Here is a 13,260-nt window from a genome sequence, read left to right as displayed (position 1 = left end):
TCAGTCCCATAATTGAATAATGTCCTGATTGGGCGGCGGGGTAATATCCGGCAGTTCAACCCATTGACCGGCGGCCAGTTGCGTGATGAGACAGAGATCAGGATTAGCCTCCAAAACCTGCTCAACCACGCCCTGCGTTCGGCCATAATGACGCCAACACAACTGATCCACCGTATCCCCCTGAAACGCCCTGACCCGCATCAGACCAACTCCGCTATCATGCGATGCTGGCCCAAGATGTCCCGGATAGCGTTTTGCCCATCCCGTCGCAGGTCATCAATTTGTGTACTCAGCGCCTCGGCGTGCCGTTCTCCATCGCGCGTAGTGTCGATATCACGGTAGTTTTCAATCAGAAACGCCTTAGTGAAGCTGTAGACTGCATGGCGATAGCGGAACAAGTGTGCCGTAGTGTCATTAATGGCAGGCGATGGCACGGCCTCAAGTGAAGCAATGCCATGCTGCTCTTGTTCTCGCTGCCAGACTGCCAGCAGTTGATTGACAGACAACACCACTTCCGTGGTTGTGTGCATCAGCCGCGCTGTCGTCACGGCCCCATTCAGGCGCATTGAACTGCGCAGATCAGCCAGCACGATATCCGGCCAGAATGTGCCGGAGGTCACTTTTGCGCCGCCATCATTGAACTCGGTCAGGTCATCTATGGGTCTTGGCTGTTTGGTTGCGACTAAACTCATCAGTTCCACCTGTTAAAAGGTCGGCGGTGGACGGTAAAACCGACAAGGCTTAAAAACCGTTCGGTTTTACTGTGCCGCCGGGCACGCGGGGTGCATTCAGTTAGCGGGAAGATGGCTTCTTCGCCGCTGTTATCTTGGGTTTGAGCGGTTTTTTGTCTGTTGCCGCAGGTTTTGGCGGTGGCGTTACCGGGATAACATCAGCAACCGGTTCTGCCGCCTTTTTCAATTCCCGCGTCAGGGTTTCGATGTCTTTCTTGACCCCGATATTGGTAAACAGCAACAGCGCCTCTCGCATCAGTGATAACGCCCGTTCTTTATCCGCCTGCTGCGGACTTTTCCGTAAGGTATAGGCCAGCGTTTTAAACAGCTTGGCTCTGACCTGATTCGGCATATCCAGCGATTCAACCAATACCGCGAGCCACTCCAGAATAGCTAACGAGATCGGCTCAATGGCTTCATTACCCGCGGCAAATATAGCCAGCGCTTTATCGCAAATCTCATCCACCAATAACGGGCCAACCGTACGGTGATAGCGATCAGGCAACGGCAGGTTATGGCGGATCACATATTCCGCCAGTGTCAGCGCCCGTGCGTAGTTGCCGATATCAATCTGCCAGATCATGATATGGCTAAGCACTTCATCCGCCTGCCCGGTATCAGCCGTTAACACGCCATCAATCCAGCCGTCATAGGCTGCCATCACGGCGCGTTTATACTCAGCCTTGCGCTCGTTCCCTTGCAGGTTAGACAACTGCGTCTGGTCGATGCGCAGGCGGTGTAATATCTGCTCATATGCGGTCAGCGTTGCCGATGACATCGCATCATCGCCCCGGCGTGCTGCCATTGTGCGCTGCCAGTGTTCTTGTGCCGGTGTCAGCATGATTTCCCCCTGAACCCGATACCGGAGTCACCCGGCACCGGAAAATGCGGTTTAGTTGGTGCTGCTTTCAGCACCGGCAAATGAAATCCCTTCAATCAGGCAACTGAGGCCGTAATCTTCAATCACGTAGCCGTCATTACTCTGGGCATAAGTGGCAATACGGTTGTATTCCGGCTCATTTTTGATGTAGCGGTTGTACTTGCCTTTCTGCCAGTAAAGCGACAGGTTTTTAAAGGTTGTGATCAGAATGGCCCCATCCGGGAAGAATGGCGCACGGAAGACCGGTAACCCGCCCAATGTGCTGAGTTTCATCAGCTCATTGCCTGCCAGCAGTTCCATATTCGGGTTATGCTGGCTGTGCTGGTTCAGAATGCGGAAGTTTTTCTGCGTGGTCAGGCGTGAACCGGTGATGGCAATCAAACCCGGCGCACTCTGATGCCACGGATCTAACAGTGAGGTCACGGCGTCATAAACCACTGAGTCATAGTTACCGTAGTCCCCTTTCTGGATGATTTTTCCATCTTCATCACGACGGGTCAGCGTGATGCCACTCATTACCCGCTGCGGCGCATGGTTGCGCAGGCGCTGCAACCAGCCGATATTCACATCCTGCAACAACGGATTTTTCTCACGTTCGGATTTCACCGCAACGGATGTACCGTTAAAACCAATCATCAGGCGGTCATTGGCCTCTTGCTGGACAATCTGCTGACTGATGAGTTTCTGAAATTCAGGATGACCGGCCCACGCATCAAGCTGCGTATAACCGATATAAGTATCGAAGTTGGTCTGTTCGCAACGGTAGCGATTCCCGGCTAAATCATGAACGCTGACGGGTTCGCGGCGATCCGTGGTCGAGGTATTGCGGCTGGCAATGGTGCGGTGAACGCCAACGCCAATTTTCTCCGCTTCCTGCTCAATCACGCCAAAGGAGTTAATTTCTTTCAGAAAGGGGCTGGATTCCATCTTGGCCGCTTCCAGCTTCTGCTGGACAGCGGGCGCAACGGTTAACTGGATATGATCGCCCTCGCGCTTAACCCCGTTCAATTTGCCTTGCTGGTCAAGGTAGGACAGATAGTGTTGACGCCCTTCGTTACTGAGTGACATAAATAAAATTCCTGTAAGCAATCAATTAATAATCGGCCAACACTTGGGTTGAACCGCCCGCATCCGGTCGCTGTTCCGAAGAATTATCCTGCTGGCTGAGCTGGCTTTTCAGCGTATTGAGTTCGGTTTCCAGCGCGGTGAGTTTTTCCGATTGGCTGGCGCACGTAGCTTCTAACGCGGACAGTTTTTGTCCCTGATTTAAAGCTTCACCGCATTTTTCTGCGGTTAGCTGCACCATGTCACGCAATGTACTGATTTCAGCCGTGGTATGTTCACGGTGCAGTCCCAGCGCTTTTTTCACGGATAAAACAAACTTTTCGCCAATGGATTTATCAGAAACAGGGTTCTGCTCAGTGCCAGCTAGAGATTCGACCATCGTTTCCAGTGAAGCTGACAAATAACGGTCATCACTGGCAGGTAATCCACGTTCCTGCACACTCAGCTTGATTAATTCTGTCCCCACCGCCGCTGGGTTATCCGTCAGGGCAATACCGGTCAGGTAGGCGCTTTGGGTCTGGGGAAAACGGGAATAAAATTCAATACTGGAAAAAACCTTCTGCCCGCTCTGGTTCAGCTTAATTAACGCCGCGTCTTTCTCTTCATCCAGTTCAACCGTCGCCTCCAGCGCCAGCTTGCCCTGCAACGGGCCATCTTTGATTTCGTAGGCACGTGCTGACCGCACCATTGCAAACTGGCGAAACGTGCTATCAGGGTACGGGCTTTTAATGTGTTCCAGATTTAAACGGGCAGCATACAGACGCGGGTTATAGCTCTCCGCCATCTGCTGGATCTGTTCGCGGGAGACGGCAAACCCGTTCAGCGTCATTCCCTCAGTACAGACCGTTAACTTAATGGTTTTTGGCATGGTTGCTTTCTCCAACAAGCCATTTTCGATTGATGGCACTATGTTCTCAGTCGGCGGCGTTTCACTCAAAGCCTTCGCCGTGTCGCGGAACGGTGACAGACGGCAGTCATGGCAGTACGCGCGCGGGCTGTGGGAAAGTAAGTACATGACAACAGCACACGATCCCCGACAAGAAGCCAAAAGTTTGTATTGGCAGGCCTACAGCGTTTCGCAGATAGCAAAACGGCTGGGCGTCAGTATGAACACCCTTTATTCCTGGCGGCGGCGGGATAAATGGGACGAAGCTCACCCGATAGAGCGGGTAAGCGATGATCTGCATGTGAAAATATTGAGGATGCAGGCAAAAGACGCCCTGACCCCGCACGATTTCAAGACACTGGATTTTTTCTACCGCCAGTTACAACGCTTTGATCGCCATGAAGAGAAAAAAGAGAGCACCAAAAAGGCCAAGACACCGAAAAATCACTTTACGGAAGAGCAAATCGCGGAACTGCGGGCAATGGTGTATGAATCGCTGTTTGAGTACCAGAAACGCTGGTATAAGCAGAAAGAGCGCCGCAACCGGATGATATTAAAATCGCGCCAGATTGGGGCAACCTGGTACTTTGCCCGCGAAGCCCTGATCACGGCACTGGAAACCGGCCATAACCAGATATTTCTGTCAGCCAGCCGTGCACAGGCGTTCCAGTTCAAAAAATTCATTCAGATGGTTGCCCGTCAGGTCGGCGTTGAACTCAAGGGTGGTGATGAGATTATTTTGTCCAACGGGGCCACGCTCTATTTTCTCGGCACGTCAGCGGCGACCGCGCAATCCTATACCGGTGATCTCTATTTTGATGAGTTCTTCTGGGTCAGTAATTTTATGAACCTGCGCAGAGTGGCGGCAGGGATGGCGAGCCATATCGGGCTAAGGCGCACTTACTTCTCCACTCCTTCCAGCGAAGAGCACGGAGCCTATCCGTTCTGGACAGGGGATTTTTTCAATAAAAGCCGGCCCCATAAGAAGCAAATCACTCTCGATCTCAGCCATAAGGCCTTACAGCCGGGTGCCTTGTGTGGCGATAACATTTGGCGGCAGATTGTCACCATTCATGACGCGATTGATGCAGGACTGGACAGAGTTGATCTGGATGAAATCGAGGGAGAGAACAGCCCGGAAGACTTCGACAACCTCTACCGCTGTATTTTTGTTAAAGCCGGTGAACGGGCCTTTGATTATAACACCCTGATCCAGTGCGGGGTTGATGGCTATAACAAAGATGTCTGGCCGGACTGGAAACCGTACGCACCACGCCCGCTGGGGCATAAAGGCGTCTATATCGGCGCTGATCCGACGGGTACGGGCGGCAATGGTGATGGTCTGGGCTTGGTGGTCATGTCACCGCCTGCCGTCAGTGGCGGCAAGTGGCGGATCATTGAAGCGTTACGCTTCCGGGGTATGGCTTTTGAGAAACAGGCCGAGGAAATCCGCAAACTGACCGAACGTTATCATGTGCTGGGCATTGCCCTAGATGGCACGGGCGGGACGGGTGAAGCAGTGCACGAGCTGGTGTGTAAATTTTTCCCGGCCGCCACCTTACTGAAATATTCCGCACCGCTGAAGCGAATGCTGGTTATGAAAGCGCAAATGCTGATCCGCTCCGGCCGGTTTGAGTATGACGCCGGCATGCAGCAGGTGGCGACTTCGTTTATGGCTATCAAGAAAGTGATTACGCAGGGCGGCATTGTCACCTATGACGCCGACCGGACGCGCGGTGTGGATCACGGTGATATTGCGTGGGCTATTATGAACGTCCTGCATGGCGAGCCTATCGCCAGCGATTCGGGCGGATATCAGTCTTTTGTTACGGAGTTTTAACTATGAGCACCTTTCTGCCTGCTGAGAGTCAACCTGACGCAATGAACAACCCCAGAGCGAACCTGCCTGACGATGCAGTTCAATGTGCGGCGTTTACTTTTGACACACCGACGCCGATGACATCCGGCGGGGATTTACTGGACTGTATGGAGTGCGCCAAAAATGGCCGCTGGTATGAAACCCCGATTGATTTTTACGGGCTGGCGCGGGCGTTCTCATCGGCGGTCTATCATCAGTCGCCGCTGTATTTTAAGCGCAATGTGATCATGGGTTGCTTTCTGCCGCACCCGTTACTGTCCCGGCAGGATATGGCGGCGTATGTGCTGGATTATCTGGTCTTCGGCAATGCCTATCTGGAAAAGCGCAGCAACCGGCTGGGCGGGCTGTTAACGTTCCGGCATTCACCCGCCAAGTATACACGCCGGGGCGAGAAAGCCGGGCGATATTGGTTTGTGGAAAGCTGGAACAAAGAGTTTGAATTTCACCCAGACAGTTTGTTTCATCTGATGAATCCCGATATTCATCAGGAAATATACGGCCTGCCGGAATATCTGGCGGGATTGCTGTCGGCCAACCTGAACCGCTCCGCGACCATGTTCCGCATGAACTACTACGAAAACGGCAGTCATGCTGGCGTTATCGTCTACCTGACTGATCCGCTGGCTGACCCGAAAGGCGTCGATAACCTGAAAGCATCCTTGCAAAAATCCCGGCGCGATGGGGCATTCAAAAACATGTTTGTGTATGCCGCCAACGGTAAGAAAGACGGCCTGCAAATCCTGCCATTCAGCCAGATCAGCGCTAAAGATGAGTTTACCAATGTGAAGGAAGCCACCCGCGATGATTTGCTCGCCATGCACCGCGTCCCGCCGCAACTGATGGGCTTTTCTCCCTCCAACGGTGGTAACTTCGGTGATGTGGAGAAAGCGGCGAAAGTGTTTGCCATTAATGAACTGCATCCGATTATGGAAAGCCTGAAAGCGATCAACGAATGGGCGGGGCAAGAAGTGGTGCGCTTCGCCCCTTATGCTCTGCTCGATGCCCTGACGGGTAAGCCATAACCTGCCTGACTTATCTCACTGATAACAGCACAGCCGATAGCACTCACTCAATCGCGCTGTGTTGATTTTTCCTCTGCTTTCGCCTGCTCCCTCATCTACTCACACAACACGCTGCAATGCTTTACTCATGCGGTATAAAGGCACTCTTTCGACTATTCCACACCCTGCCCGGAAAGAGGCCTATCCCCCCCTTTGCTCGCGCTTGCTCCCCCGCCTCGCCCGCACACAAAAAGGGCGTGTTTTTGTGCAGTTGTGCAGGGGCGGGGAAACCTTGCCCTGCTTGGGCTGCCTTGATAAAATAACCCTCTAAAAAATTGTGCAATCTCATGCACATTTGTGCAATAAAAAATCCTCCTGTATATTGACTCCTTATTAACCATCGGTTAGATTTTCACTATATATTTTTTATTTTTTCGCTACTCAGTTAAATGTATGCAGTATTTAAAGGGGGTTAACATGAAAAAACTGTTTGATGAATTTGACGGCTTCTAATCTGAAACTAACCTCTATGAGGCGGGGAATATAACCCCGCCTTTTTATTTTTTGTGGACGAAAGAAAATGACATTAGATGCAGCAACACTACAAATCATCAGTAATACTATTGTTTTTATTGGTGTTCTAGTCGCTATTGGTACGATCATCTATAACGTTCGCACGGCAAAGAAAACCCAGACAGCCAATTTTTTGTTTGAGAGTCGTCAGGATATTCAATATATAGAATCCCTGCACGTTCTTAAGCAGGTACATCGTTCAGGTAAATCTTTTCGCTCCTACGTTTTCCCCTGCGAAGGAAAAACAATTTCAGAAGAGGAAATGATTGAACGTCGTAAGTTTCAATACATACTTAATTTTTATGAAAGAGTCGCGGTTAGCATCCGAGAAGGTATCTATGACGAAAAGATGATTAAACGCACATCATATACTACGGTGATTGAAACTTATGATATTGCTGAACCCTTGATTAAAGCCATCAGGGAGCATATTCAATCTGAAACCACCTATCAAGAATTCGAATGGCTGGTTAAGCGCTGGAAAGCAAACCCACTAAGGAAAAACAAATAACATACTAGGCCCAGGCCAATTAAAAACCCGCAAAGCGGGTTTAGTAATAATACTGTGACATGTCACACCATCACAATTTTACCTCATGCCAGCCCAGCGTGACCCAGCACGCTGAATCACCGGCAAAACAACATTCTGAAACTGGCAACGTATCACCACACTTACCACATTGACGCGCTGCCAGCGTCTCCATTTTTTGTTTCAACTTAGCATCATCTTTGCGAATCAATAACGTCAGGTATTCAACCACCTCATAGGGATCGCGTCCCGGCCGTCTCAGGGCACAATTGCGCTTCAACATCGCTAATTCTTGATTATCGAGCAACAATTCTATTTTGGTGACGCTAGCTTCCTGCTGGCGTTGACGTTGGGCAGCTTTACGTTCTGTGGGAGATTTCGCCATTGGGTTTGTTCTCTCTGATTATCAACGCGGATGAGGCAAGCGGCACAAAAACAGCTCTTCAAATGCCTCTTGTGACCATGCCTTACGAAGTTGTTCTTCATTTGACATAAAAAACTTGTTCCGGCCTGTCCGACAGGCATCACTTAAGGCTTCCAGTACGAAATAATAATCAGCACCCACCTGTCTGGCTTTATGCAAAAAGCGATTTCGGTGATGTTGATTGGCTTTCCAGCGTGCCTGCCAGACAAATAAACCTGACTCAAATTTATGATTGATACTGTTAACAATTTCAGGGGTTAAATTTAAGGTAATCATTTTATCCTCTAAAAATCAGCATGCCAGCAGCTAAATCACGCTGAACTATTTGCCGCAATACGGCATCCCGACGCGATTTAGTCATTTTAGGTGGACGCTGGCCGGGTTTATTTCTGGCGTTTTTCCGCCATTTTTTATAGCAAGCACAGTACACATCGAAATCAGCTTTCAATAACTCACTGGCAGTTGTCAGTTTTTTCATGGTTGCCTCATCTGCATTAAAATTCGCTTCCCAACCCATGCCATCACAGGCACGGCCATTGAATTACCAATTGCCCGATAGCGGTGACCATCAGGACAATTCTCCAATGTTTTTCCATTCCACGGGATACGAGTGTGATTATCAGGAAAGCCCTGTAACCGCTCGCACTCAACAGGCGTTAGACGGCGCACGGCATCCTGCGTTGTAATGAGATCAGTCGCGCTTTTATCATCCCGTGACCTGAGCGTTGACGAAATATCATCCACTTTATACTCACCAAACGACAGTAATCGGTAGGTCATCACCCCGATACCACCGATAACAGCGCAACTTCCAGCATTGCCGGCAACCGTTTTTCCCGCCGTTCTGCGCGGTTCAGGATTCCGGCGCACGCGGTCTGGCTCAAAAAGTACCGTTGCGGGACAGATGTCTGTTCGAGCACTTGAGACAACAAACACACGACGGCGTCGTTGGGCCACTCCGAAATATTGAGCGTCGAGCACTCGCCAGGCGACATTTCTTTGTGGTCCAGACACATAACCAGAGTTTGTCCATCTCGTCCCTGATGGCTGCAACGGGGCATCTTCTCCGGCAAGCCCTGCAAGAAAACAGCCGAATGCGTTATCCCGGCTGGACAGAACTCCTGGGACATTTTCCCAGACGATAATGGCTGGCTGTTTCCCGTTTGCTGCCCTGACTGAATCAATAACATTGGCTAACTCCACGAATGATAGTGTTAATTGTCCCCGCGCATCGCCCAGCCCATTGCGCAGACCTGCAATGCTGAACGCCTGACAGGGTGTCCCGCCGACCAGAATATCCGGCGCATCGGCCTGATTTTCGGCAATCATGGCGGGAATTCGGGTCATATCCTCCAGATTTTGGACATACGGCCAGTGATAGCGCAGCACGGCGCCGGGAAATTTTTCAATTTCACAGAACCATGCCGGGGACATTCCCAGTGGTTCCCATGCCACACTGGCGGCCTCAATACCGGAACATACCGAGCCGAAACGCATAGTCACGATAGGTTTTTCCTCATTTCCCCAAGTTTATTAATCCGCTGCCGCAGTGCCTCGCGGCGCACCTGTTTCTGCCGTTCTGTTTCCACCGGAATAAAACTGCCATTCGTCCACAACTTAAATGGCTGTTCATTGATGCTAATTTTTCCACTCATGATTAATGACCGCGCCATAAATCGGCTAAAATCCATCCCGATTGAGTCGGCATAGTCAATAATTTTTTCAACTAAATTTTTATTGTCGTTAATCGTCCTCCGTGCCTCCGTACAGTTATTGACAGAACTCCAAGGGGCGGCTGCGCCGCCAGATAAAGGCAAAAACCTCCCATTGGCAGGATCGTTATCTGCCTTTAACTTCGGCACAATCTGCCAGTTTTTTACGCGAGTGATGATCGGAGTATCTTCGCCGACCAAGGTGCAGAAAACCCCCTTAATACAATCAACGGGTTCCCCGTAAGCATTTGTTTTTTCTTCACGTTCATACCACAGTCTCGCCACGAGATCGGCACGACGTACAAAAGCACCGCCCTGCGCTTTGGTGTACTCCCCCCAATAACCCCGGTCAGCCGCTTTATGAACTTCTGCAAAATCAATATCTAAACCGTCCGATGAGGTTGTATCATCCCCCATGCGGCGTAATTCGCGCCAAACAGACACAGGCGCACCACCGATTTGTTGAAACTGGCGAATTTTCCAATGTGACGCCCACGCTGAAACTGCCCTCGCCATGTCCTTACATTTCTGCCCGGTTTCACCATCCACTTCGTCATCCATTGCATAGCCATCAATATTTTTACTGATATATTTCGCGATATAACCGGTCGCACTGCCTTTTTCTTCATCAATAGGCTCTACGTGAAAACGGGCTTTCAGGGCTTTCTGTGTCTGCAATTCTTCGGAGTCTTCAAGACGGGCGTAATAACAGAAAATATCCCGTAACGCTTCCACCTGTTCCGGGCGGACAAATAGCAGCATGTGCCAGTGTGGCGTACCATCATGATGAGGCTCAGTCACGCGGAAGCCGAAAACGCGAATACCCGCGCGGCTATAAGCGGCACGAATTTTTGCCCAGACTTTACAAAGATATTTCTGGGTTTCCCGTGGATCATTGCCTTGCCAGTTTTTGACAAAGCCACCTGCCTGATAGGCTGAATGAAAACGTGATGGCGCAGTAATAGTGTAGAATTCCCCCACACACCCCATTTCTTTAGCCAAATCTTCAAAACCACGCATTCTGACCATCAATTCGCAACGCTTGATTGCCGGATTAGAGACGCTGGCGAGCACCATTTTTGATAATTCGGTGCGGTTTCCGTCCTCGTCTTCGAGATCGAACTCTTTCAGAAACTGCCAGTTACTGCGCTTTTGTTCCAACCAACGGTGCAGAGTAGTGCGGGAAACGTAAGGGGACGCTGATTTTTGCACCTGACCAATAGCAATGGCCAAGTGTTCGAGTTTAATGTCACACAGTCGTTTTAATCGGCGATACCACCACTGCGCATCCATCATGCGCAGTAAAGCGGCACAGAGCTGATCATCATTGGGTTCTATCCTTCCTTTGATGAACTGCTGCCAGTACGGCGGCTGCGTGCCTGATTGCAGGGTTAATTTAGCCAGTAAGGTATAAACCCGTTCTAGGCGTTTACGCGCTTCACACTCTTCTACAGGCGGGTTATCCGCAAAATCATGGGTGACTGACTGATAGGTTTCAGACATAAAATTGGTGATGCCTGTTGCCAGTGATTTGATGGCCGACCGGTCTAGCTGGGCAATACGCTCCAATTGTTCAATAAACGGAAAGGGAACCGTCCCGGAAGCACGATGCTTGAATTCGTACTGTTTCATCACCAATTCAAACCGTGGCAATACATTCTTGGCTGTTTTGAGCAAAAATTCATTGGCACGGCGGCGACCGGATTTTTTAAATATTCTGGCGTATTTGGTGGCAAAATAGATCGCCAGAAAATCAGGGACGTGGGCGATAATATCGTGCCGCCACTCTGCGTCGTCCTGATTAGCTTCCCACATAATGCGCTCAGCCAGAGTCGCATCGCTTGGCAACTCCGGCTGAAACTCTTCACGCTGGCGACGCATTGATATATATACGTCGCTGTTGTGTTCCTGCAATTCGCTCATGCACGCGCCTCTAGCACCGCAATAATCTCTTTCGCCCTCTGGCAGTTGCCATTGGCAGTGCGTTGGCGATTGTGTACCGCTATTGAATTTTGTACATTGCGGCAATGCTGTTCAGTCATAAAGTCAATCAACCATAATTAAGGATTAATAAGTGGATAATTCAGGAATATCATCTGATCCGCCTTATTACGCGAACCACATTAGCTTCTTATCCGGTGCAACCGTTCTTCAAGGCGAAGTAAGGTTTTTATCAGCCCGCGTGATGTACGACGCTTGCGACGCTTTTCTTGGCGTAACGGCATGCCACATAACACGTCATTGGCTGCCCAAAAAAGAGCATCGAAGGCATCTTGCTCAGCTATTGAAGTCGTACATTCCATCCGACTGGAAACCTTACGGAGAATGGAAAGAACTAGTTCGGCACGCATTAGAAACCGCATATCTGCATTCACCCCGGCACCATATATTCGAATGGGATGATCGGGACACTCAGGAAGAGCTACTGACAAATATTCATCTTTCTGCCCAGGCGACTCGAAAAACGGTTGAACTTTTTGACAGTGGCGATCCAATACATCTGCCAGTTGGCACAAAGGTGTTTGCTGTCTCTGCTCAGTTGAATGAATTTCTTTCGTCTGTGGTTGCCGGTGATGTAAACCCGGTATGGATGGCAACAATGGATAGTGAATGGACACCGGGTTGCCGCAATGGTATTCACCCGAAATATCACCCTCGAAAAGTTTAATCATTTTCCCAGCAGGGAGCGTTGCCGCAGGAACAGAGCACGCGGATTGTGCGGTGCAGTGATGTTTCAGTAATTGATTCATGCTGCGCCCTCCAACACCGCAATAATTTCTTTCGCAGGCTGACGGTTGCCATTGGCGGCAATCGTGCGCGGGGCGTCGATTTCATGGATAGTGAAACCGAGATCGGCATAAAGCGATTTGGCGGCAATTGAGTTGGATACGGTGACAGGGACACCGAGATGCGCATTGAGCGTGTACAAATCAACAGCCAATGCTTCATGATAAGCAGGGGTGAAATTCACTTCATGATATTGGGTGAATGCCTTACCTTTGGTCAGGTACGGCGGATCGCAATAAACCACGTCACCATAATCAACGAGAGTTAATGTGTCCTGCCATTCAAGACATGAGAAACTCGCACGCTCCCGTGATTTACGGCGAAACGCTATGATTTCAGCCTCTGGAAAATAAACCTTTTTATATTTCCCATAAGGAACATTAAATTCACCTTTGGTGTTATAGCGGCAAAGTCCGTTATAACCGTGGCGATTTAAGTAGAGAAACAAACACGCTTTATCAGCATCACTGGTTGCGAAAGGCCGCTCATTGAAGATGTCTCTATTTTTGTAATAATCATCTTCAGTGTTAAAACAATGAAACCAATCTTCAAAATAATCTTCCGCTTTACAAAGAAACACGTCGACAGGAACGGCGTTAACTTCACGGTATAAATTAATCAAATCCGCATTCGCATCAGCAACCAAATACTCTGGGTAATCGGTATTCATCATTACCGCACAAGAACCCGCGAACGGCTCAACCAGTCGCTTACCCGCAGGCAAGTGTGGCAGCAACTTATCCATAATGCGGGCTTTCGAACCCGCCCATTTGAGGATGGTTTTATTAGCCAT

General features: G+C 49.9%; 15 protein-coding genes and 1 pseudogene. 3 read left to right on the top strand and 13 right to left on the bottom strand.

Annotated features, from left to right (window positions below):
* The 5 genes from PXH59_RS02295 to PXH59_RS02275 form a co-directional block, all read right to left on the bottom strand.
* Positions 1-201, bottom strand: a complete 201-nt coding sequence (locus PXH59_RS02295; RefSeq protein WP_285810147.1) for a tail protein X — start codon at positions 199-201, stop codon at positions 1-3.
* Positions 201-692, bottom strand: coding sequence for a head completion/stabilization protein (locus PXH59_RS02290; protein ID WP_285810146.1), 492 nt, complete (start codon positions 690-692; stop codon positions 201-203). Before PXH59_RS02290 ends, PXH59_RS02295 begins: the two co-directional genes overlap by 1 nt.
* A 100-nt stretch (positions 693-792) precedes the next feature.
* Positions 793-1,572, bottom strand: a complete 780-nt coding sequence (gene gpM / locus PXH59_RS02285; RefSeq protein WP_285810145.1) for a phage terminase small subunit — start codon at positions 1,570-1,572, stop codon at positions 793-795.
* A 51-nt stretch (positions 1,573-1,623) separates the two neighbouring features.
* Positions 1,624-2,679: a phage major capsid protein, P2 family gene (locus PXH59_RS02280; RefSeq protein ID WP_285810144.1), complete on the bottom strand. Its 1,056-nt coding sequence runs from the start codon at positions 2,677-2,679 to the stop codon at positions 1,624-1,626.
* A 25-nt stretch (positions 2,680-2,704) separates the two neighbouring features.
* Positions 2,705-3,691: a GPO family capsid scaffolding protein gene (locus tag PXH59_RS02275; RefSeq protein WP_285810143.1), complete on the bottom strand. Its 987-nt coding sequence runs from the start codon at positions 3,689-3,691 to the stop codon at positions 2,705-2,707.
* Here PXH59_RS02275 and PXH59_RS02270 point away from each other — a divergent pair.
* From PXH59_RS02270 to PXH59_RS02260, 3 genes are all read left to right on the top strand, one after another.
* Complete coding sequence (locus tag PXH59_RS02270; RefSeq protein ID WP_285810141.1) at positions 3,690-5,402, top strand: terminase large subunit domain-containing protein; 1,713 nt, start codon at positions 3,690-3,692, stop codon at positions 5,400-5,402. The genes PXH59_RS02275 and PXH59_RS02270 overlap by 2 nt on opposite strands.
* 41 nt (positions 5,403-5,443) lie before the next feature.
* The gene (locus PXH59_RS02265) at positions 5,444-6,463 is read left to right on the top strand and encodes a phage portal protein (RefSeq protein WP_285811854.1); all 1,020 of its coding nucleotides are present in this window, start codon (positions 5,444-5,446) and stop codon (positions 6,461-6,463) included.
* A gap of 559 nt (positions 6,464-7,022) precedes the next feature.
* Positions 7,023-7,526, top strand: coding sequence for a DUF4760 domain-containing protein (locus tag PXH59_RS02260; RefSeq protein WP_285810139.1), 504 nt, complete (start codon positions 7,023-7,025; stop codon positions 7,524-7,526).
* A gap of 70 nt (positions 7,527-7,596) precedes the next feature.
* Here the strand turns inward: PXH59_RS02260 and PXH59_RS02255 are convergent, their stop codons facing one another.
* From PXH59_RS02255 to PXH59_RS02220, 8 genes and pseudogenes are all read right to left on the bottom strand, one after another.
* Positions 7,597-7,929, bottom strand: coding sequence for a hypothetical protein (locus PXH59_RS02255; protein WP_285810138.1), 333 nt, complete (start codon positions 7,927-7,929; stop codon positions 7,597-7,599).
* Between the two features lie 21 nt (positions 7,930-7,950).
* Complete coding sequence (locus PXH59_RS02250) at positions 7,951-8,244, bottom strand: hypothetical protein (RefSeq protein ID WP_285810137.1); 294 nt, start codon at positions 8,242-8,244, stop codon at positions 7,951-7,953.
* A 1-nt stretch (position 8,245) separates the two neighbouring features.
* The gene (locus PXH59_RS02245; RefSeq protein WP_047769500.1) at positions 8,246-8,446 is read right to left on the bottom strand and encodes a DUF7301 family protein; all 201 of its coding nucleotides are present in this window, start codon (positions 8,444-8,446) and stop codon (positions 8,246-8,248) included.
* Positions 8,447-8,466: 20 nt separating this feature from the next.
* Positions 8,467-9,465: pseudogene (locus PXH59_RS02240) on the bottom strand (DNA cytosine methyltransferase); the annotation flags it as partial.
* A gap of 2 nt (positions 9,466-9,467) precedes the next feature.
* Positions 9,468-11,603 (bottom strand): replication endonuclease, encoded by a 2,136-nt coding sequence (locus tag PXH59_RS02235; RefSeq protein WP_285810136.1) that lies wholly within the window; start codon positions 11,601-11,603, stop codon positions 9,468-9,470.
* Entirely contained in the window at positions 11,600-11,722 is a 123-nt protein-coding gene (locus tag PXH59_RS02230) for a hypothetical protein (protein ID WP_255334729.1), read from the bottom strand. The genes PXH59_RS02235 and PXH59_RS02230 overlap by 4 nt, the downstream gene beginning before the upstream one ends.
* Positions 11,723-11,803: 81 nt before the next feature.
* Positions 11,804-12,430 carry a hypothetical protein gene (locus PXH59_RS02225; RefSeq protein WP_053014246.1) on the bottom strand — a complete coding sequence of 209 codons (627 nt, stop codon included), beginning with the start codon at positions 12,428-12,430 and terminating at the stop codon, positions 11,804-11,806.
* Complete coding sequence (locus PXH59_RS02220) at positions 12,427-13,260, bottom strand: DNA adenine methylase (protein WP_285808904.1); 834 nt, start codon at positions 13,258-13,260, stop codon at positions 12,427-12,429. Before PXH59_RS02220 ends, PXH59_RS02225 begins: the two co-directional genes overlap by 4 nt.

This window comes from Xenorhabdus bakwenae (genome assembly GCF_030272115.1).
Lineage (GTDB): Bacteria > Pseudomonadota > Gammaproteobacteria > Enterobacterales > Enterobacteriaceae > Xenorhabdus > Xenorhabdus bakwenae.
Note: the sequence above shows the minus strand (reverse complement) of the source record. Positions and strands in the feature narration are given on the sequence as shown.

What these genes read in the sequence shown, in the direction of transcription:
- PXH59_RS02295 (WP_285810147.1), bottom strand. Translation starts at nt 201, where the DNA reads ATGCGGGTCAGGGCGTTTCAGGGGGATACGGTGGATCAGTTGTGTTGG.
- PXH59_RS02290 (WP_285810146.1), bottom strand. Translation starts at nt 692, where the DNA reads ATGAGTTTAGTCGCAACCAAACAGCCAAGACCCATAGATGACCTGACC.
- gpM (WP_285810145.1), bottom strand. Translation starts at nt 1,572, where the DNA reads ATGCTGACACCGGCACAAGAACACTGGCAGCGCACAATGGCAGCACGC.
- PXH59_RS02280 (WP_285810144.1), bottom strand. Translation starts at nt 2,679, where the DNA reads ATGTCACTCAGTAACGAAGGGCGTCAACACTATCTGTCCTACCTTGAC.
- PXH59_RS02270 (WP_285810141.1), top strand. Translation starts at nt 3,690, where the DNA reads ATGACAACAGCACACGATCCCCGACAAGAAGCCAAAAGTTTGTATTGG.
- PXH59_RS02275 (WP_285810143.1), bottom strand. Translation starts at nt 3,691, where the DNA reads ATGTACTTACTTTCCCACAGCCCGCGCGCGTACTGCCATGACTGCCGT.
- PXH59_RS02265 (WP_285811854.1), top strand. Translation starts at nt 5,444, where the DNA reads ATGAACAACCCCAGAGCGAACCTGCCTGACGATGCAGTTCAATGTGCG.
- PXH59_RS02260 (WP_285810139.1), top strand. Translation starts at nt 7,023, where the DNA reads ATGACATTAGATGCAGCAACACTACAAATCATCAGTAATACTATTGTT.
- PXH59_RS02255 (WP_285810138.1), bottom strand. Translation starts at nt 7,929, where the DNA reads ATGGCGAAATCTCCCACAGAACGTAAAGCTGCCCAACGTCAACGCCAG.
- PXH59_RS02250 (WP_285810137.1), bottom strand. Translation starts at nt 8,244, where the DNA reads ATGATTACCTTAAATTTAACCCCTGAAATTGTTAACAGTATCAATCAT.
- PXH59_RS02245 (WP_047769500.1), bottom strand. Translation starts at nt 8,446, where the DNA reads ATGAAAAAACTGACAACTGCCAGTGAGTTATTGAAAGCTGATTTCGAT.
- PXH59_RS02235 (WP_285810136.1), bottom strand. Translation starts at nt 11,603, where the DNA reads ATGAGCGAATTGCAGGAACACAACAGCGACGTATATATATCAATGCGT.
- PXH59_RS02230 (WP_255334729.1), bottom strand. Translation starts at nt 11,722, where the DNA reads ATGACTGAACAGCATTGCCGCAATGTACAAAATTCAATAGCGGTACAC.
- PXH59_RS02225 (WP_053014246.1), bottom strand. Translation starts at nt 12,430, where the DNA reads ATGAATCAATTACTGAAACATCACTGCACCGCACAATCCGCGTGCTCT.
- PXH59_RS02220 (WP_285808904.1), bottom strand. Translation starts at nt 13,260, where the DNA reads ATGGCTAATAAAACCATCCTCAAATGGGCGGGTTCGAAAGCCCGCATT.